Source organism: Alkalihalobacillus deserti, from assembly GCF_020734105.1.
Lineage (GTDB): Bacteria > Bacillota > Bacilli > Bacillales > Bacillaceae_D > Halalkalibacter > Halalkalibacter deserti.
The window spans coordinates 39,510-58,103 of the sequence record NZ_JAJAFR010000022.1; the positions used below are offsets into that span (position 1 = coordinate 39,510).

Consider the following 18,594-nt stretch of genomic DNA (forward strand, 5'->3'; position numbering starts at 1 on the left):
AAACGATTATTTCACTTATACATTGGCTCTTTCAGTTTACCAGTTTTAAATCGTAGACGTCTTGGTTATAAGTTGCTTTAAGTATCTAGTTTCTTTTGTTGCATAGGACCCTTTTAATTTATAATTTTACGCAAACTGTGTTATTTGAATAAAATTTGCAAATAGGCGGATAAGTTTTGGTTTGTTACAATGAGAATTAGAATAAGTACCTTTATAGAAGGGACCAAATTGGATGGCTAAGATTATATTATTCGATGGTATTTGTAATTTCTGTAACGATAGTGTGCAATTCGTTATTAAAAGAGATCCAGCTAGTTTATTTGTTTTTGCCTCTTTACAAGGAGAAAAAGGAAAAGAATTGTTGAGAAAAAATCTAGTTCCTCTTGAAGTTGATAGCTTAGTTTTAATTGAAGGGGATCGCTATTATTTAAAATCCACTGCAGCATTACGAATTTGTAGGAACTTGAGAGGTGGGTGGAAATTACTTCAAATATTTATGTTTGTTCCGAAACCATTTAGAGATGGGGTGTATGACTTCTTGGCAAAAAATCGCTATAGATGGTTTGGAAAAAAAGAAAGTTGTGAGCTGCCTTCGCTAAATATTAAAAAGCGTTTTTTAGATTAACACTTGTACTAAATCTTTTTTACAGCAGAAACGATGTTTTTATTTCGTTAATCTACTAATAGCAGTCAATTAATAAGGTTAATAAATCCATATAGAATTAGCAATGATTTACTTTTTTTAAAGACAAAAACTGTGGAAAATGAAACACCATCTAGAGTAGATAATTAGATTTCCCTTTTTTAAGATTACTAGAAAAAGGATGTAAATGATCCTAAATTATATGGGTAATTATGTTAAAATGAATATTAGAAGAAAGCTAGATTCGACAAAGTTCTTAAAAGGTATGGAATCGAAAATACGATTCATGTATGAAGAAAGGATTATTGCGTTTAGTAAACGATAAGGGGTGGGGTTTTGAAACAAAAGAAACAAAAGAAAAAGAATCATTTGTCTTTTCGTTTAAATGTTTTATTCTTTATGGTCTTTCTTTTATTCTCTGGATTAATTCTTCGCCTAGGTTTTGTACAAATTGTGCAAGGGGAAGACTTCATAAGTCAGCTTGAGAGAACAAGTAATACAACAAATCGTGCTGAGGCGCCTAGAGGGATTATGTATGACCGCTTTGGAAATGTCGTCGTTGATAATCAACTCGAACTTTCTGTTACCTATACGAACCCCTCTCAATCAACTAGTGCAGAAACGATGCTTGAGATTGCTCGTGAAATTGAGCCAATGCTTGATATGGAAAAAGAGACAGCTCGTATTACTCCTAGGGACAGACGGGATTATATTTTAATTAATATGTCACAGGAAGAACGATTCGATCTTGTTAGTAAAGAAGAGAGAAAGGAAATTGATAGCATTTCAGAAGAGTATCGCCTCGAGATTGATCGAATTACAGATGAGCAAATAAATGCTTTATCTAATAAAGATTTACAAGTACTCGCTATTTATCGGGAAATGTCAAGAGGGTACGCAAACTCTCCGCAAAGAATTAAAGAAAGAATCACAGATGAGGAAGCACACATCATTAGTGAAAATTTAGATCGATTACCGGGTTTTGAAATTGCTCGTCATTCTAGTCGTTCCTACGCTTACGGTGATTCATTTAAAAGTTTATTTGGTTCAACTAATGAAATTCCAAGCGAAAGGTTAGATTATTACTTATCGCGTGGTTATGATCGTTCTGATCTTGTTGGAACTAGTTTTCTCGAACTTCAGTATGAAGAGGTTCTTCGTGGGCGAAAGGCTATTGTAGAAAGTATTACAACAAAACAAGGAAGTCAAACGATAGATAGATTTGTAAATGAACGGTTGGGACAAAGAGGAAACGACCTTGTCTTATCAATGGACATGGAACTGCAACAGCGTTTTGAAGAAATTATCGATGAAGAAATGCGCGCAGCAGGAAGGAATTCATTTATTAAAGATCGCTCTGCTTATGGGGTGTTAATGGATCCGCGGACTGGTGATATTTTGGCGATGGCTGGTTTTTGGGACCCTGCAAATCGGGAACGCGATAGTTATGCCGATCACATTGGCAATGTAAACAAAGCATTTGAAATGGGGTCATCAGTGAAAGTCGCTTCAGTATTGACCGGTTTTCAGGCTGGAGTTGCAGCACCTGGGACTCGTTTTAATGACCGACCTTTATACTTTGGACAACAAGTTAAACGTTCTTGGAATACAAGGGGTTTTGGATGGATTGATGATCGCTATGCTCTTGAGCAATCTTCTAATGTTTATATGTTTGAGATTGCAATGGGAATGGCTAATTGTAGCTATTCCCCATCAAATACAAGATGCGAAACTGTTAGTGAGGCATACAGTGAAGTTCGTAATAGCTTTCTGCAATTTGGATTAGGCGCCAATACAGGAATCGATCTCCCTGCATATTCATCAGGTCTTACTGGTGAGTCAATAAAACTCGGGAACCTACTCGATTTAATGATTGGTCAATATGATACGTATACGACTTTGCAGTTAGCTCAATATATCGCTACTATCGCAAATGATGGGTATCGAATGGAACCTCGTCTCGTACGAGAAATTCGCGAACCGGGGATTAATGAGCAAGGCGCCGTGTTACAAAAGTTCGAACCTACTATCTTAAATCGGATTGAGATGAGTGATTCACATATTAGAAGAGTTCAAGAAGGACTCCGTGCTGTGATGACAAGAGGAACAGCAAAATCCCGTTTTTCCGGGGCTTCTTATCAACCTGCAGGTAAGACTGGAACGGCTCAGGTGAGTGTAACGGTTGGTGAAGGGGATAACCGCAGACGTGTAGAAGGGAATACCCAAACTTTAGTTGGCTATGCGCCATATAATAACCCTGAAATTGCTTTTGCTGTAGTGGTGCCAGACGTTAAATTAGAACGTTACGGTGGGGCACAGGGTATTGCGCAAAATATTTCTAAAAAAGCTCTGGATAGTTATTTTGAAATGAAAGAAGGCCGAAATGGACCTACTAAGGTAGCACAACCTTTGCTTGATTGATAGAAATAGTGAGTAAAGCAAAAGAACAAGATGGGTACTATATTTCATAGGCACCATCCTGTTTTTGTGTTAAATTACTTTGCCCACTTATTGATATAGACTGGTTTAAATGCTTTCATTTTTGCTAATAAATCATCCGGATTATTAGAAATGATCAGGTTATCTAAAAATTCTTGTTTGATAAATCCTTCCGTTTTCATATGTTCAAAAAGCGATGATAATTTATCGTAAAAATGATTGGTATTTAAAATACCGATCGGTTTCTGATGATAGCCAATTTGTTGCCAGGTGAGGGCCTCAGCTAGTTCTTCAATCGTTCCAATTCCTCCTGGGAGAGCCACGAAACCATCCGCTAATTCATACATTTTGGCTTTTCTTTGATGCATATCTTCAACGATGATAAGATCTGTTAGAGTTACATGTTCTACATTCTCATAAATTTTTTGGGGGATAACTCCTACAACTTCTCCATGTTTTTTTAAAACATAGCGAGCAAGCTCTCCCATTAACCCTGCATTTCCTCCTCCATAGACTAAATTAATATTATTTTGAACTAAAGCTTGGCCAAATTTTTGTACAGCATCGACATAGCTCGTATCACGTCCAAAGCTTGATCCACAAAATACACATATATTATGTAACATCACAAGATCCCACCTATTCTAAAGTCTATATCTTAGAATAATGGAAAGTTTATAATTTGTAAATTATCGATCTCAAATCAATTTTTTTACTTTATTTTTTCAGATTAAAGGAAGATCTAACCGATTAGGTCGAATCTAATTAGTAAGGCATCATATAGGAGGGAAAACATGCAAATGGGAAAAATAGTTTCTTTAAAAAATGTAATGTGGAGCCGAGAGGGGAGAACGATATTAGATCAAATTTCCTGGGATGTTTCCCCGGGAGAGCATTGGGTGATTCTAGGTTTAAATGGTTCAGGAAAAACATCTATTCTCAATTTACTTACAGGTTATCAATGGGCTTCAAAAGGAGAAGTGCATGTTCTGGGAGAAAAATTTGGACAAACGAATATTCCAGAACTTCGAAAATCAATTGGTTGGGTGAGTGTTTCCGTGGACGAGCGCTATGCCGGACGAGGAAGTGACATTGCATTAGAAGTCGTGATTAGCGGAAAGCATGCTTCAATCGGTCTTTATGAGGAAGTGACTAAAGAGGATATCGTCAGAGCGAATGCTTTACTAACAGAATTAAGAATTGAACATTTAGCAAGACAGCCTTTTATGAAACTTTCTCAAGGGGAAAAACGACGAGTCATTATTGCAAGAGCTCTGATGGGTCAACCCAAAATTCTAATTTTGGATGAACCGTGTAACGGATTAGATCTTTATTCTAGGGAACAGTTACTAGAGACAATTGAACGTTTGGCGAGTATCGAAGGTGGTCCTACCCTTCTTTATGTGACACATCATTTAGAAGAGGTCGTTCCAACCATTAGCCATGCGCTGTTAATTAATCATGGAAAAATTGTAGCTCAAGGAGAGAAGCAATCCGTGCTTACTGAATTTAATTTAGAAAAGACATTTCAATTACCTGTTGTGGTGAAGTGGGAAGATGAGCGTCCATGGGTTAGTATCAAAAAGAGCGTAGAATTTTCTAAGAAGAATTAGATAAATCATCCTATTGTGAAATGAGAGAGAAATTCCCGGAATTGATTTGATGATACTATTACTTTATTAGATAGAACCTCTACCTTATGGAGAGGTTTTTATTTTGTTTATGTTGCAACCAATGACTGATGAGAGTCGTCTAAGTGGTAGTAGAAGTGAATATGGAGTGAGAGAAATGAAAAGTAGTAAAGACTTTACAGAAGAACTCCGGATTCAGCCAAATGAAAGACGCTTAGAACATTTGATGGATCAATACGGTGAACAACTGATACGTCTAGCTTATACATATGTGAAGGATTGGGGAAAAGCAGAAGATATTGTGCAAGATGTATTTTTAACCTGTTATTTGAAATTAGATTCATTTCGTCATGAATCATCTTACAAAACGTGGCTATATCGAATAACGATTAATCGATGTAAGGATAACTTTAAACGATGGTCGTTTAAGAATATTTTCTATTATGCTTCTTTATCAGATAAAAGGCATCCAGTAGAAGAATCTCCTGAATCGGTTTTTTTAAATAAGATTAATAAAGAAGAAATAGAGTCACTGATTTTTACATTACCTATTATTTATCGAGAAATGATTATCCTTTTCTATTATGAAGAAATGTCATTAAGACAAATAAGTCAGTTATTAGATGTTAAAAGTTCAACCTTAAAATCAAGATTATCACGGGCGAGAGAGTTGTTAAAAAAGAAACAAGATACGGGAAGGGGACCTGAGTAATGGATTCGGATGAGAAACTTTTAAGATTAAGGAAGAAATGGAACGAAACTGTTTTTAAACAACCGCATTTTACAGAGGAAACAAAGGGGAAAATTTTATCTAAATTAGAAGAGAAAAAATCGAAGAATAGGAAAAGGGAAAAAATGGTGTATGTAGCGAGTTTATCCGTTCCTTTGCTCATTCTTGTCTTTGCGATTTCTTATGTGACTAATAGTGATGATTCTAATCATTTAGCTGGAAAAGAGAGCGAAATCGCTGTAGTTGCTCCAGATAAATGGGAAGAAGATCGTCTAGAACAACCTGAGGGCGAAACCGTTGAAGTTTTAAGTGAGGAACCTGAAACGGATGTGTTCAGAGATGAAAATGCTAAAGTTCGCTATCATTCTTGGGATGAGTATACATTAGAAGAACAAGCAGAACAGATTGCTAACATAACAAGGTTTGCTAATATTAATTTGGTAAGTTCTAAGGAAATGTTCGGAATTACAAAAAGCCGCGCTACAGAAACAACGAACCGTCTGTTAGAAAGCAAAGACCCTTACTTACAAGCTCTAGGTAAAGATCTTCAACTGATGGTTAATGAATATACAGAAGAAAACGAATATGTTATTCACCAAGTTGCTCAAGATTTATGGAACTATGTGTTTGAAAGAAGGACGGAGGGTCTTCCAACATTTACTTCAGAAACAGCTAGATATATTATGTCTCAAGATATACAAAAGCAAAGAAGTGCAGCTGCGAAATTTGCCTATGAATTACACTATGAGACTAATCAGTATGTGTATGATGGTGTGGCAAAATGGAAATGGACAAAAGAAATGATTGATCAATCAATGGTGCAACAAATTAAAAAAGTCGAGTATGAAGCATTTAAGAAGGGTTTATATGATGTGTTGCAATCATCAGATCAAAAGCTCTTACAAGTAGTAGGAGAGGACTTAGATCGAGCATTCCAGTTGTTGATTAAAGGGTATGGTGAGTATAAGATTGAGTATATTGAGGAATCACATAATATTGTCAGTGACTTAAATCAACAAGTCTTTGGAGGAAAGTTAGACGACGGGCCTTCTTATGGAGATGCAGAAGCTTTAAACTATTTAGATTAATGGATTGTTTTTAAACAAACTAGAAGGAGATACAGATCGCGTAGATCTGTATCTCTTATGCAGTAGCTAAAATTACATGCGTCGGAGTAGAAATCTTTTCGGAAAATCCTCTTTATTTAAATTCCGGTATGGTCTCGTAAGCTAATCTTTTTATAATCTCTTCATGCTGCGGATAATCATTGAGCAGATCTTTCTGCGTAAATAATTCAAAGTCTTCATATTCAAAACCAGGTGCAACCATGCAACCGACTAATGAAAATGATTTTTCTTCTGAAAGAGAAGATCCGAATATCGAATGTTTTGGTACTAATACTTGCGGTACCTCTCCTTTATCTGCATTTAACCCCAGTTTTGCTTCTTCGTAGTCTCCGTTCTCATGAATGATATGAACAGACATTGAGCTCCCTGTATGGAAATACCATAATTCATCTGATTGCAAGCGATGAAAATGAGAAACGTCACCTGCACGTAATAAAAAATAAATACTCGTATAAAGCTTTCTTGCTTTCTCAGAGATTTCTTCCTTTGATTCAAAAGACCTTTTAAAGAATCCCCCTTCTGGATGAGGTTCAAGACCCAAATGGGTGATCCAATATTGTGCTTGGTTTTGGTTCAATGTAAAAAAACTCCTTCCATGTCCTATGTAAAGTATCATTCCTTATTCAGTTAAACAGAAGGAGGGAAAAGAATCAATAGTTGATCAACCCTTAATAATTTTGAAGAAAAGGGATAATCAAAACCTATCTTACTGTTGGCAGAGCAACCTGACTATGAGAATCTATGAATGAGGTGAATTAAATAAGAAGAAGCTTCGACATCTCGCTGACACATTTTTCTGCTAGGATCCTTATAATTGAAATGGTATAAAGGTTATAAATAAATACGGGTAAGGAGAGACAATCGTGCAGACTGTTTTAATCGTAGAAGATGAGATTCCGATTAGTCAGGTATTAAAGGTTTATTTACAAAAAGCTAACTTCAAGATCGAGCAGGCTTTTGATGGTAACGAAGCGCTTAGTAAGTTTGAAAACTCAAACCCTGCTCTTGTCTTATTAGATGTGATGTTGCCCGGAAAAGATGGTTGGGAGATTTTAAAGGAAATTCGTCAAATTAGTTCGTGTCCTGTGATTATGTTGACTGCGCTTGGTGATGTCCACTACCGGCTTACGGGGTTAAATGGAGGGGCCGATGATTATATTTCTAAGCCTTTTATCGCAGATGAGGTGATTGCTCGTGTTCAAGCTGTGTTAAGACGTTCAACTAATTCTTCAGAACAGGAAGAGACTGTATTACGGTTTGGAAAGTTGGAAATTGATTGTAAATCTCATCGAGTGATGATTGATAACTTAGAAGTAGTTTTAACACCGCGAGACTTATCACTGTTACTGTTTTTAGCGCGGCACCCTAATCAGACGTTTTCAAGAGATCAGTTGATCGAGCATGTTTGGGGTTGGGAGTATGACGGAAGTGATCGAGCAGTTGATCTTGCTATCAAAAGGATGAGGCAGGCTCTTTCGAATTGGCCAGAGTCTGAAGGAGAAATCAAAACACTTCGAGGATTGGGGTATCAGCTCTGTGTTTATAAAAAATAAAAAAAGAATTTCATTACTTCGTTATTGGACAAGCCGCTATTTAGTTACTCTTTGTATTGGTTTAGTCGTAATCGCCATCATTTCTGCTTTATGGATTCGTCATACGACACTAGAGCACCGTTTAAACATGACTAAATTAATGGCAGAGGAAATTGCAGATCGTTTTGTTGAGATCAGCGAAGGAAGGCCCACTCCTAGAGGAGATATTCCTGGATTTCTGATGGATCGTGGTCGGTTTATGAATATAGAAAGCGACCCTTCTATTTATATTGTGGATGCAAATGGATTGATTCTTTCGAGTAATAGACCGAGGGAGAGAGTGTTTGGACAGACATTCCCGCAGGATATTTTACAAGATGAAGAAACGGTCCAAAAATTAAGGATTGATAGTGAAAAAAACAACTTTTATGTCGTCAAAACGCCGATTGAGTCTGAAGGTCTATTGTTGGGGTGGGTGGTCATCCTCGAATACGAACAAAACTTAGCCCAAGTAAATCAAGAATATCGTCAATTAGCTATTATGATTATTGGATTAGCATTGCTTGGTTGGGCAGCTATCTACTTTTTATCAAGGAGATTGTCTAATCCGATCGCAGATGTCGCACGAGCAGCAAAGCAGGTTCAAGAAGGGGATTATAATATTAATCTTCCTGAAGAAAATATTAATGAGCAGGAAGTTTACGAATTGGTTCATTCTTTTAAGGAAATGTCCAATCGACTTCATCAATTAGAATCTTTGCGTACTGAACTGTTAGCTGGTGTGACACATGAATTAAAAACACCAGTTACTGCGATTAGCGCGTTATTACAAGCTGTTAATGACGATGTAGTAACTGGAGATGAGGCAAAAGAATTTTTAGAGATTTCGTTGAATGAGACGACAAAAATGAAGAAGATGGTTGAGGATCTGCTGGCTTTTAATTCTTTTGCGGCTAATGCCATACCGGTTGTGAAACAAGTCCATAGCTTGAATGAGCTCGTTGCTGATTTTGTTCGTCAATGGAAGATCGTTCAAGAAGAGAAGAATGTTGAAGTGGATGCTGTTTTTCTAGATAGAGAATGCCTTGTCGATGTCGATTCGATTCGATTGCAGCAAATCCTTACAAATCTTCTTAATAATGCAAAGCAATCTATGGTAAATGGCGGAACGATTAAATTAGTTTTAGCAGTTGATGGAGAACAAGTACAGATTGATGTTGTTGATTGTGGTCATGGGATACCTAAAGAAGAACAAGGACTTGTATTTGAACGTTTTTTCAGAGGAGAAAATAAGAAATTAAAAGTGAGAGGGCTTGGTTTAGGATTGCCTTTTAGTAAGATGATGGCGCGATCGTTGGATGGAAACTTGTACTTAGTGGAAAGCTCTCCTTCTGGTACAACTTTTAGGATAACCTTACCGAAAATAGAAGATGATCTTGAAAACTACTGAGAGTTCTCAGTAGTTTTTTTATGCTCGTTTTCCTTTGACATCTTCCTGACACATTAAAAAGTTAGAGTGCAAGTGTAAGACGAACAAATCTATTTTTGGAGGGATTCATAATGCAAAAGAAATTAATTGGATATGTAGTGGCTGGAGTTATAACAATTGGTTCTGTTAGTATCGCCGTTCCTGCACTAGCATCCGTAACAGAAACAGAAATAAATTAAAGCTCAAGGAGAGAGGGCTCCACGCTTTGAAGTCTTAGATGAAGAAACACGAGCCAAACTAAGGGGAATTCACGAACAAGTAAAAGAAGGAACATTGACAGAAGAAGAAGCAAAAACTCAATTAGAAGAGCTAGGAATCGACCAATCGATGAGGGGATTTAAAGGTCCAGGTAAATTTGAACAGCTAGATGAAGAAACACAAGCTAAGGTAAACGAGATTCATGTACAGGTAAAAGAAGGAAAGCTAACAGAAGAAGAGGCGAAAGCAGAGCTTGAAAAATTAGGTATCTCATTTCCAGACAAAAGGGAAATGAATAGCCTTTAATGCTAATGAAAAGAAGAAGAAATTGCTATGATGGACCAACAAAATGATAACTATGTTCAACTAGAGCGAAAACAGATGAAAAAGATCAAAGATAAGGGCTTTCTAATGACCCGATCCGGTGGGGTCATTAGATCAGCTTTCACACTTTCGATTACCCCACACTATAATCAGGCTGCTTCTATTCTTTCTGAGAATACAGTACCAGCCCAAGCAGTGACGTAAACATTCACCTGTTCGACTGCCACATTCTTCTATTGCATATACAATCGAACATGCATCAGCAGCGATTGCTGGAGTTCAATAGCAACAAAACCCACTTAGACCACTAACTGAATCGGTTGAGAGCGGTACGGGGTCTGGTGTTATTTCTAAAACACGGAAGAAGTTGCTATATTGTCACATAATCATGTCATTGAAGGAGAAAGTGAGTTTTGAAGTGTCTCTTCATGATGGACAATAGGCGGTATTTATACACGGAATTTTCAATCGATGATGAAGTTGAGATGAATACTACCATCAAGGTAGTTAAAAGTCAGCTGAAATTACACTAGGAAGTAATCAATATAAGAGGAGTTATTATGAAACAGAAAAAAATGCTTTTGTACGTATCTTTAGTGTCTATTTTAGTTAGTAGTATTGTGTTAATATTCTTTTTCTTTCAAGGAGATCGAGTGGCTACGGTTAATGGTCAATCCATTCAAAAAGAGGAATTATACGATAAACTTGTCTCTGAATATGGAGCAGAGTCTTTGGACTTTTTAGTAGCTGATATTATCACCGAACAAGAGTTGAAAAAGGAAAGTATACAAGTTAGCCAAGAAGAAATAGACGAGGAAATGACTGCTTATATGGACTCATATGGGGGAGAAGAATTGTTTACTCAATTACTTGAAGAGAGTGGAGTTGAGGTTTCGACGATTGAGAAAGATATTGAAACATTTCTGGCATTGAAACAACTTCTTCAACCGCGGATTACGATTACAGAGGAGGAAGTCAGTTCCTACTTCGAAGAAAATAAAGACTATTTTGGAGAAGAAGAACAAGTACATGCAAGCCATATTTTGGTTAAAAATGAAACCACTGCAATTGAAATAAAGGATAAGCTTGAAGCTGGAGAGAACTTTAGTGATTTAGCAACCGAGTATTCAATAGATGAAACCAATAGTGACTTAGGTGGAGATCTTGGCTTCTTTGGGCGTGGACAAATGGTTCAAGAATTTGAAGATGTTGCCTTTTCGCTTGGAATTGGTGAGTTGAGTGATCCTGTTCAGACCGAGTTCGGTTATCATATTATTAAAGTGGAAGAAAAGACTGAAGAACGAGAAGCTTCTTTTGAAGAAGTTAAAAAGGAGATAGAAGCTACATTGTTTGATCAGAGAGTAGAATTGGAATATACGACTTGGTTAAATGAGAAATTTGAAAATTATCAGATTGAGTATTTTCTTGAAAAATAAAGGATGAACTGATTTTGGTTTGTGTAGCAGGGGGATAAACCCCAAAACTAAAGATTTATGGTGGTTGATTTCTTCTCCCTATATAAGTAAAAAAGGATAGACATACTAATAAGCAGTTTGAACCTAGAATAGTTTCAAACTGCTATATGCAATAAAGTATTGAATTATCTTAGAATTGTAAGCCGCCCATTTGTTGCTCGGTCATTTGAACAAGACGTTTTGTAATTTCACCACCAACGGAACCGTTAGCACGAGAGGTTGTATCAGCGCCAAGTTGAACTCTAAATTCTTCTGCAATCTCATACTTCATTTGATCTAAAGCTTGTTGTACTCCAGGAACTAGTAATTGATTTGAACTATTGTTGTTGCTTGCCATGGTAGTTCTAGTATGTGGGATTCTTTGTTTACTATGCAAAAAAGGATGTGGGGATTTATTCCACTCTGTCCACTGATTTTAAACAATCAATCGCAACAAAATCGATCTCTTCATCCATTCTTATTTTAATTCGTTTTAAATGCAAGTCGACTTTGTCGATAATGCCAATCAGCTCATGAAAAAAGCCTTCACTCCAGTACGTTATTTTAACATTAAGCTCGTGCTTAAGTGAGTCGAGCACAATGATGCCAATCTCCTGCAATTCCTGCTCATCTAATTCTGGTTTTTCTATTTTTTTTAGTTCTTCTTTTCGAAGAAGTAATGCTTGTTTGTGCTCTGGTAAAAACATGCGGCTGCTCTCCCAGAGTAGATTTCCACGATCTAAATGTTGCTGATTCATTTATAATGTCCTCCTATCTTTTTTGAACGTTCAAATGCTTGCCCTGCCTTCGTTAAAGAGGAAGCTCGAATAAGAGAGGTCGTGCCATATTTCTCCCTAATTCCATCCATAACATAGCCAAGGTCTAATTTTTTATCTCGATCTGTATCAAATAAGTTCAGTTGTAATTCATGATCAGAACAAAGCTTAGTAAGGCTAACACCGAGACGTCTTATTGGATTCTGATCCCAAAATTGAAGGAACAGCTTTTCAACCGCTTGGAACACGTCCATCACATAATTGGTGGGCCCATATAAGGTTGTTTGACGATGGAAACCAGTTTGGATTTCATAACTAGCTCCGCTAACGCTAATGGTCACCGTTTGACCCATCACACCTGATTTGCGCGCTCTCGTACAAACTTCTTCACAAAGCTCAAGCAAAACGACGCGAATTTCAGCAAGGCTTATGTAATCACGAGGTAAGGTCATTCCGTGTCCAATTGCTTTTTGTCCATCGTGTGAAGTCGTTGTAACAGGCGAATAATCCTCACCGTGTGCGGTCATCCAAAGAACTTGACCGTTAATGCCCCATTGGTCTTGTAGACGTTTAAGGGGGACGTCTGCAAGTTGTCCAATCGTTCGGACACCCATGTTGCGCAAATGAGTAGCCATTTTTCCACCAACTCCAAACATTTTTTCTACGGGTAAAGGCCATAGTGTATGGGAGAGTTCATCTTTCTTCAGCCAAAAGATGCCTGATTTATTTTTTTTGGAAAAGTTATCACAAGCCATTTTCGCAAGAATTTTATTTTCGCCAATGCCAACTCTAGCTCTAACCTTTGTCGACTCCCATATATCTTTTTGAATGTTTAAGGCGATGTCAAACGGAGTGCCAAACAATTTTTGGCTTCCTGTTACATCCATGAATTGCTCATCAATCGAAAAGGGCTCGACTAAGTCCGTGTATTTTTCCAAAATAGCTGTAATTTCAACGGAAGTTGTAATATAATCCTGCATCCTAGGCGGAACAACGACTAAATCTAAGCATTTTTGCTGAGCCTCCCATAAGCGTTCTCCATTTTTTATTCCGTTTTTCTTTGCTAGAGGGCAAGCGGCTAATATAACACCCGATCGCCGTTTAGGGTCACCAGAGACAACGAGCGGTTTATGATGCAAATGAGGGTATCTCGCTTTCTCGACTGAAGCATAAAAAGATTGCATATCGACAAGGAAAATTGTTTTCATGAAAGCTCACACTCCGAATAAGAACGAATGTTTGTATCTATTATATGCGAAAGTACGTTCGACATTCAACATACATTTTATGCCAAGGAATAGCTGGAAGAGAGTCAAAGCTTGACTGTATACCCCACTCTGTATAAAGTATGATAAGAGTATAAAGGTATAAAGGGGTGAAACAAATGAAATACAATGATCAAATGAAAAATAGAGTGAAACGAGTAGAAGGACAAGTTAGGGCATTGCTAAGAATGATGGAAGAGGAAAAAGACTGTAAAGACCTCGTGGCGCAAATGTCGGCAGCAAGAAATGCACTTGATCGTACGATTGGTCTAGTTGTGAGTACGAATTTAGAGCAATGTGTCAGAGACCAAATCGATAAAGGCGAAGATACGGAGGTTCTCATACAAGAAGCTGTAAACTTACTAGTAAAGAGTCGCTAAAAAAGCGCTAAGGAGGGGCACGGATGTTAAAGAGTCCATGAATTGTTTCCAATGAAGTTGTGTACAACTCCTCAGAAGAAAATATAATAACGAATTTAAAACAGCGGGAGAAAAAAGGCATACTCCTAACATTTGATGATGGACCAAGTAAATATATAAACCGCTTTTTAGATATTTTAGCTGAAGAAGAAGTGACGGGACTGTTTTTTTGGCAATCAAGATTATTGCATCATAAAAGACCATGGGAACGTCTGTTAGAGGACGGCCATATGATTGGAGCGCATTCACACAGCCATCCGAATCTAACAAATCTAGACTTCAATCAGCAAATGAACGAGATACAGAAAAGTAAACAAATGATAGAGGGTATTACAGGGCAGTCAGTCCGGTATTTTAGGCCACCGTTTGGCCAATACAATCAAGATACTTTGGAAGTACTAGCAAAACTAGAATTAGAAATGGTGATGTGGGATATTTCCTCCTTTGATTGGAATTTAAAACAGGAGCCAAATCAAATCATCGAAAATGTGATGAATCATGTTCAAGATGGATCTATTCTTTTACTTCATGAGCTTGAACAGACCCTTCAGATCTTACCAACACTTATTAAAAAATTAAAAGAAAAAGGATGTCATTTCTCAAGGCTATAAAGAGGTGACATCCTTTTTCATAGTACTAGCTGATCATATGCTTGTCTTTAGAAGCAACAGAATGGGCGTACACAGTCTGTTCATGGCATAGTGAAAAGGTTTCTAAAAGTGATTAGGGGATGCTTATGCAACTTTCTGTAAAAGATTGTAATTATGATCGAGAAGACATCTCAATATTACTCACTACATTTAATGGAAGAAAATGAGAAATCAATTCGAAAAGATGTTTGTCAGTTTAGCGAATACATTAGTGAAAGCCTTAATCAAAAACGGTTTGCATGAGAAAATAACGTATTTTTATGCAAAAGGTTAGTCAATGGCAATCTATCATTGAAAATTTAAAGTTTAAAAAATGATCATGATTATTAGGAAAAGATTCTATTAAATATTGTTGAATGTATAAGTAAATGGTAAAATTAGCAACTGAGGTTATAAAACCTAATCCATATACATAAGGAGTGGCACAAATGGAAAAAGTACTTATTTTTGGTCATAAAAATCCAGACACTGATACAATTTGTTCAGCGATTGCCTATGCTGATTTAAAAAGTAAGTTAGGTTTCAATGTAGAACCTGTTCGTTTAGGTGAAGTTAATGGAGAAACTCAATATGCGCTAGATTACTTTAAAGCAGAAGCACCACGTCTAGTTGAAACAGTTGCAAATGAAGTTGATAATGTAATTCTAGTAGACCATAATGAGCGCCAACAAAGTGCGAGTGATATTAATGATGTCCGCGTATTAGAAGTCATTGATCATCATCGAATTGCCAACTTCGAAACAACAGATCCTTTATACTACCGTGCTGAACCAGTTGGTTGTACAGCAACAATTTTATTGAAGTTATATAAAGAAAAGAATGTTTCTATCAGAAAAGAGATTGCTGGGTTGATGCTATCTGCAATTATTTCTGATTCTCTTTTATTTAAATCCCCAACTTGTACGCAAGAAGATATTGATGCAGCGACCGAACTAGCCGAAATTGCTGAAGTAGACAGTGCTACATATGGTTTAGAAATGCTAAAAGCGGGTGCGGATTTAAGTGATAAAACAATTAGCCAACTGATCACTCTTGATGCAAAAGAGTTTGATATGGCAAATAACAAAGTTGAAATTGCGCAAGTGAATGCAGTCGATACAAATGATGTTCTGTCACGCCAAGCTGAGTTAGAAGAAGCGATTGCACAAGTGATTGCTGAAAAAGAGTTAAGTTTGTTTGTATTAGTTGTGACAGATATTTTAAATAACGATTCAGTAGTATTGGCATTAGGGCAAGAAACGAAAGCTGTTGAAAAAGGATTTAATGTAACATTAGAGAACCACACGGCTAAGTTAGAAGGTGTTGTATCACGTAAAAAGCAAGTGGTACCACAATTGACAGAAGGATTCTCGAAATAATAAAAGAGTTACGGGGGTTTGTAGAATTTAATCCTCATGCATACAAAAAGGGAGTGGCAAAAATGCTGTTCCCTTTATTTACGTTAATGACATGCATAAAACCACGCAATTCAACCAAATACTGAATTTGAAAAGCTCATTTGATGAAAGTGGGAATGGTGTGTGTCAATAAAAGAAATAGATGTTGTTATAATAGGTGCAGGACTAAGTGGCTTATCCTCAGCTCTTGAATTAAATAAACAAAAAATTCCCTTTGTTGTATTAGAAGCGCGTAATCGAGCGGGTGGACGCATTCATAGTATCAACTTAGAGGGAGATGTACCAATTGATTTAGGTGCACAATGGATAAGTCCTTATCATGAAAGAGTAAAAAAATTAGTAGGTGATTATGGGCTTCGACTAGTCACTACTTACCGAAAAGGCAAGACCATTTATGATATCGATGGAGTTATCCAAGAAAGTGAAGGGGCATGGCCAAAAATGTCTCTCATCGAAAAAGTAGATGTTTGGAATTTCAAAAAGGAATTAAACAGCCTTAGCAACCAAATAAGGTGTGATCAACCTTGGGAATCAAAAATGGCTAGAGAGCTAGACCAAAAAACATTGGAAGAATTTCTACAAAAACATACATATACGAAGTTAGCCAGATCTTTCTGCCGGCTTTTGCTAGAAGAAGCTCTATGCAGTAAATTATATGAAGTATCAACACTGGATTTGTTGTGGTGTATAAAGACAGCTGGGTCGATTGATCGCTTGTTAACAGCTGAAGATTTTTGGATAGAGGAAGGGGCAGAATCGCTTGTTAAGAGAGTGTCCGAGTCTTTAGATGGAAAAATTCTGTATGGGAGCCCAGTTAAAACAATAAATTATGAGGACCATCAAGCTATTATTTACACAGATGATCAAACTTTGAAAGCAAAGAAATTAATTTTAGCTTTACCTCCGAATCTAGTAGCACGAATCAAGTTTGCCCCTCCATTACCAGCTAATCGCGCTCAACTGAATGAACGAGCTGGGTTGCCATCTGTCATCAAAATTATTTTTGTTTATAATAATCCTTTTTGGAGAGAACGGGGGTTAAGCGGAATAGCTTATTCAAATCAAGGTCCGGTTAAACTAACGATAGATAGCTCACCGCCAAACAGCAAGAAAGGGGTTTTGACAGCGCTCATTACTGGAGATTTTGCACAACAGTTAACAGATTGGTCGTCTCAAAAACGAAAGGAAGAAGCAAGAAAGAATTTGGCCCGTTTTTTTGGGGAAGAGGCAATACATACAAGGGAAATTTATGAGGAAAATTGGTCAGCAGAAGAGTGGACTCGAGGAGGATATGGAACACATTTTTCACCAGGTGTGATCACTCAATTCGGCAAGACGATCTTCAAGCCAATTGGTCCCTTACATTGGGCCGGAACAGAAACGGCTACAGAGTGGAGGATGTATATGGAAGGAGCTGTTCAATCTGGCGAGAGGGCAGCAAAAGAAGTAATAGAGTATTTAAATGGAGGAATCTTTTCAAGAATATTGTTTTAGTATAGTCCGCCGCTAACTAAAGATTAACCTAGTACACTTTAATGGTGATAAAATAATTTAATGTTACAGTAGCAAACTCCTATAAACAAGCAACAAGAAACCCTTTTAACTTACAGGGCTTGGTTACTTATTCTTATTGCTGATGTAGTTCGTTTTGAAACCAATTGGAAAATTTATGTATGTAAATCTTTTATTTAAGAGATACTAACAGCAAAACTTCAAAAGGAGAATCCTTGATGACATTTGAAAAGGGAACCGAGTATAAAATTTCTCAGACAACGAAAGGTCATTTTAATTCAGCTGAAACATTAACCATTATCCGACAAAGTGATCATATTATTCAATTTACACTTGGAAATGGAAAAGGTCATGGTTCAATGCCATTTGAGCACATGAACTATCTTTTAAAAAAGAATGAGTTAACGCTTAATAAGCGTACGTTATTAAATAGCGATACTGGCGAAGAAAAAATTGGCTAGGTGCATATTAACTAAAAGAGAGCCCGACATTTAGATCTGGTTCCGACCCCCGAAAGTTAGAGTAGAAAATCAAACTTTCGGGGGTGTTTTTATGGCCAAATATAGTGAAGAATTTAAAAAAAAGCTTGTTACCGAGTATTTAAATGGAAATCTTGGATATAAATTATTAGCGGAAAAATACAATATGCCCTCTCAAACCCCAATACAAGATTGGGTAAGAGCCTATAAAATAAAAGGGATAGAGGGATTAAAGCGAAGAAAAATGAAGGAAGCGTACTCTGTTCAATTTAAATGGATACGATACAATTTATGGTAGAAACAGGTGCTTCTTTTCAGGAAACTGCTGAACAATTTCGATTGAATAACCCTTCATTAATTCACCGTTGGATGAAAACATTTAATGAACAAGGGATAGAAGGCCTGAAACCAAGATTAAAGGAGCGACCTTCTATGTCTAAAAACAACAATAAACCAAAGAAAAAAGAAGAGAAGAAGTTAACACGCGAAGAAGAACTAGAACGCGAGAATGAATTATTGCGACTAGAAA

At 36.9% G+C, this 18,594-nt stretch carries 22 protein-coding genes; 17 read left to right on the top strand and 5 right to left on the bottom strand.

The window, feature by feature from the left end:
* Positions 1-232: 232 nt before the first annotated feature.
* Together LDX58_RS22100 and LDX58_RS22105 are read left to right on the top strand one after the other, a co-directional pair.
* A complete protein-coding gene (locus LDX58_RS22100) occupies positions 233-625 on the top strand; it encodes a thiol-disulfide oxidoreductase DCC family protein (RefSeq protein WP_227939459.1) in 393 nt (130 codons plus the stop codon).
* A 354-nt stretch (positions 626-979) separates the two neighbouring features.
* Positions 980-3,064 (top strand): peptidoglycan D,D-transpeptidase FtsI family protein, encoded by a 2,085-nt coding sequence (locus tag LDX58_RS22105; protein WP_227939461.1) that lies wholly within the window; start codon positions 980-982, stop codon positions 3,062-3,064.
* Positions 3,065-3,138: 74 nt separating this feature from the next.
* Here LDX58_RS22105 and LDX58_RS22110 read toward each other — a convergent pair whose 3' ends face one another.
* Entirely contained in the window at positions 3,139-3,708 is a 570-nt protein-coding gene (locus tag LDX58_RS22110) for an LOG family protein (protein ID WP_227939467.1), read from the bottom strand.
* Between the two features lie 174 nt (positions 3,709-3,882).
* On the opposite strand from LDX58_RS22110, the gene LDX58_RS22115 reads away from it, so the two are divergent.
* The 3 genes from LDX58_RS22115 (at position 3,883) to LDX58_RS22125 (ending at position 6,531) form a co-directional block, all read left to right on the top strand.
* Positions 3,883-4,695, top strand: coding sequence for an ABC transporter ATP-binding protein (locus LDX58_RS22115; protein ID WP_227939505.1), 813 nt, complete (start codon positions 3,883-3,885; stop codon positions 4,693-4,695).
* 109 nt (positions 4,696-4,804) lie between these two features.
* On the top strand, positions 4,805-5,425 hold the full coding sequence (locus tag LDX58_RS22120) for a sigma-70 family RNA polymerase sigma factor (protein WP_227939507.1): 621 nt from the start codon (positions 4,805-4,807) through the stop codon (positions 5,423-5,425).
* Positions 5,425-6,531 carry a hypothetical protein gene (locus LDX58_RS22125; RefSeq protein WP_227939468.1) on the top strand — a complete coding sequence of 369 codons (1,107 nt, stop codon included), beginning with the start codon at positions 5,425-5,427 and terminating at the stop codon, positions 6,529-6,531. The genes LDX58_RS22120 and LDX58_RS22125 overlap by 1 nt, the downstream gene beginning before the upstream one ends.
* 112 nt (positions 6,532-6,643) lie before the next feature.
* Here LDX58_RS22125 and LDX58_RS22130 read toward each other — a convergent pair whose 3' ends face one another.
* Positions 6,644-7,147 carry a cupin domain-containing protein gene (locus LDX58_RS22130; RefSeq protein ID WP_227939469.1) on the bottom strand — a complete coding sequence of 168 codons (504 nt, stop codon included), beginning with the start codon at positions 7,145-7,147 and terminating at the stop codon, positions 6,644-6,646.
* 286 nt (positions 7,148-7,433) lie between these two features.
* Between LDX58_RS22130 and LDX58_RS22135 the strand changes: the two genes are divergently transcribed.
* The 5 genes from LDX58_RS22135 (at position 7,434) to LDX58_RS22155 (ending at position 11,549) form a co-directional block, all read left to right on the top strand.
* A complete protein-coding gene (locus LDX58_RS22135; RefSeq protein ID WP_227939470.1) occupies positions 7,434-8,123 on the top strand; it encodes a response regulator transcription factor in 690 nt (229 codons plus the stop codon).
* Positions 8,107-9,552 (top strand): HAMP domain-containing sensor histidine kinase, encoded by a 1,446-nt coding sequence (locus tag LDX58_RS22140; RefSeq protein WP_227939471.1) that lies wholly within the window; start codon positions 8,107-8,109, stop codon positions 9,550-9,552. The genes LDX58_RS22135 and LDX58_RS22140 overlap by 17 nt, the downstream gene beginning before the upstream one ends.
* Positions 9,553-9,864: 312 nt before the next feature.
* On the top strand, positions 9,865-10,095 hold the full coding sequence (locus LDX58_RS22145) for a hypothetical protein (protein ID WP_227939473.1): 231 nt from the start codon (positions 9,865-9,867) through the stop codon (positions 10,093-10,095).
* Between the two features lie 27 nt (positions 10,096-10,122).
* The gene (locus LDX58_RS22150) at positions 10,123-10,317 is read left to right on the top strand and encodes a hypothetical protein (protein ID WP_227939475.1); all 195 of its coding nucleotides are present in this window, start codon (positions 10,123-10,125) and stop codon (positions 10,315-10,317) included.
* A gap of 356 nt (positions 10,318-10,673) precedes the next feature.
* Positions 10,674-11,549, top strand: coding sequence for a peptidylprolyl isomerase (locus LDX58_RS22155; protein WP_227939477.1), 876 nt, complete (start codon positions 10,674-10,676; stop codon positions 11,547-11,549).
* Between the two features lie 169 nt (positions 11,550-11,718).
* On the opposite strand, the gene LDX58_RS22160 is transcribed toward LDX58_RS22155, so the two are convergent.
* Genes LDX58_RS22160 through LDX58_RS22170 form a run of 3 tightly spaced genes read right to left on the bottom strand, consistent with a single transcriptional unit; the run spans position 11,719 to position 13,551 of the window.
* Entirely contained in the window at positions 11,719-11,925 is a 207-nt protein-coding gene (locus LDX58_RS22160) for an alpha/beta-type small acid-soluble spore protein (RefSeq protein WP_227939479.1), read from the bottom strand.
* Between the two features lie 55 nt (positions 11,926-11,980).
* A complete protein-coding gene (locus tag LDX58_RS22165) occupies positions 11,981-12,325 on the bottom strand; it encodes a YolD-like family protein (RefSeq protein ID WP_227939481.1) in 345 nt (114 codons plus the stop codon).
* Positions 12,322-13,551: a DNA polymerase IV gene (locus LDX58_RS22170; protein WP_227939483.1), complete on the bottom strand. Its 1,230-nt coding sequence runs from the start codon at positions 13,549-13,551 to the stop codon at positions 12,322-12,324. Before LDX58_RS22170 ends, LDX58_RS22165 begins: the two co-directional genes overlap by 4 nt.
* 176 nt (positions 13,552-13,727) lie before the next feature.
* Here LDX58_RS22170 and LDX58_RS22175 point away from each other — a divergent pair, with 176 nt between their 5' ends.
* From LDX58_RS22175 to LDX58_RS22205, 7 genes are all read left to right on the top strand, one after another.
* The gene (locus LDX58_RS22175) at positions 13,728-13,988 is read left to right on the top strand and encodes a metal-sensitive transcriptional regulator (RefSeq protein ID WP_227939485.1); all 261 of its coding nucleotides are present in this window, start codon (positions 13,728-13,730) and stop codon (positions 13,986-13,988) included.
* Positions 13,989-14,047: 59 nt separating this feature from the next.
* Positions 14,048-14,638 carry a polysaccharide deacetylase family protein gene (locus LDX58_RS22180; protein WP_227939487.1) on the top strand — a complete coding sequence of 197 codons (591 nt, stop codon included), beginning with the start codon at positions 14,048-14,050 and terminating at the stop codon, positions 14,636-14,638.
* 467 nt (positions 14,639-15,105) lie between these two features.
* Complete coding sequence (locus LDX58_RS22185; protein WP_227939489.1) at positions 15,106-16,035, top strand: manganese-dependent inorganic pyrophosphatase; 930 nt, start codon at positions 15,106-15,108, stop codon at positions 16,033-16,035.
* A gap of 162 nt (positions 16,036-16,197) precedes the next feature.
* Positions 16,198-17,568, top strand: coding sequence for a flavin monoamine oxidase family protein (locus tag LDX58_RS22190; protein ID WP_227939492.1), 1,371 nt, complete (start codon positions 16,198-16,200; stop codon positions 17,566-17,568).
* A 236-nt stretch (positions 17,569-17,804) separates the two neighbouring features.
* Positions 17,805-18,047: a hypothetical protein gene (locus tag LDX58_RS22195; RefSeq protein WP_227939495.1), complete on the top strand. Its 243-nt coding sequence runs from the start codon at positions 17,805-17,807 to the stop codon at positions 18,045-18,047.
* Between the two features lie 91 nt (positions 18,048-18,138).
* Complete coding sequence (locus LDX58_RS22200) at positions 18,139-18,363, top strand: helix-turn-helix domain-containing protein (protein WP_227939497.1); 225 nt, start codon at positions 18,139-18,141, stop codon at positions 18,361-18,363.
* A partial coding sequence (locus tag LDX58_RS22205; RefSeq protein WP_227939499.1) for a helix-turn-helix domain-containing protein occupies positions 18,357-18,594 on the top strand: 238 nt, incomplete at its 3' end. The genes LDX58_RS22200 and LDX58_RS22205, both read left to right, overlap by 7 nt.

Coding starts and splice junctions, on each gene's coding strand:
- LDX58_RS22100 (WP_227939459.1), top strand. CDS start 233: ATGGCTAAGATTATATTATTCGATGGTATTTGTAATTTCTGTAACGAT.
- LDX58_RS22110 (WP_227939467.1), bottom strand. CDS start 3,708: ATGTTACATAATATATGTGTATTTTGTGGATCAAGCTTTGGACGTGAT.
- LDX58_RS22115 (WP_227939505.1), top strand. CDS start 3,883: ATGGGAAAAATAGTTTCTTTAAAAAATGTAATGTGGAGCCGAGAGGGG.
- LDX58_RS22120 (WP_227939507.1), top strand. CDS start 4,805: ATGTTGCAACCAATGACTGATGAGAGTCGTCTAAGTGGTAGTAGAAGT.
- LDX58_RS22125 (WP_227939468.1), top strand. CDS start 5,425: ATGGATTCGGATGAGAAACTTTTAAGATTAAGGAAGAAATGGAACGAA.
- LDX58_RS22150 (WP_227939475.1), top strand. CDS start 10,123: ATGATGGACCAACAAAATGATAACTATGTTCAACTAGAGCGAAAACAG.
- LDX58_RS22155 (WP_227939477.1), top strand. CDS start 10,674: ATGAAACAGAAAAAAATGCTTTTGTACGTATCTTTAGTGTCTATTTTA.
- LDX58_RS22160 (WP_227939479.1), bottom strand. CDS start 11,925: ATGGCAAGCAACAACAATAGTTCAAATCAATTACTAGTTCCTGGAGTA.
- LDX58_RS22165 (WP_227939481.1), bottom strand. CDS start 12,325: ATGAATCAGCAACATTTAGATCGTGGAAATCTACTCTGGGAGAGCAGC.
- LDX58_RS22170 (WP_227939483.1), bottom strand. CDS start 13,551: ATGAAAACAATTTTCCTTGTCGATATGCAATCTTTTTATGCTTCAGTC.
- LDX58_RS22175 (WP_227939485.1), top strand. CDS start 13,728: ATGAAATACAATGATCAAATGAAAAATAGAGTGAAACGAGTAGAAGGA.
- LDX58_RS22185 (WP_227939489.1), top strand. CDS start 15,106: ATGGAAAAAGTACTTATTTTTGGTCATAAAAATCCAGACACTGATACA.
- LDX58_RS22195 (WP_227939495.1), top strand. CDS start 17,805: ATGACATTTGAAAAGGGAACCGAGTATAAAATTTCTCAGACAACGAAA.
- LDX58_RS22200 (WP_227939497.1), top strand. CDS start 18,139: ATGGCCAAATATAGTGAAGAATTTAAAAAAAAGCTTGTTACCGAGTAT.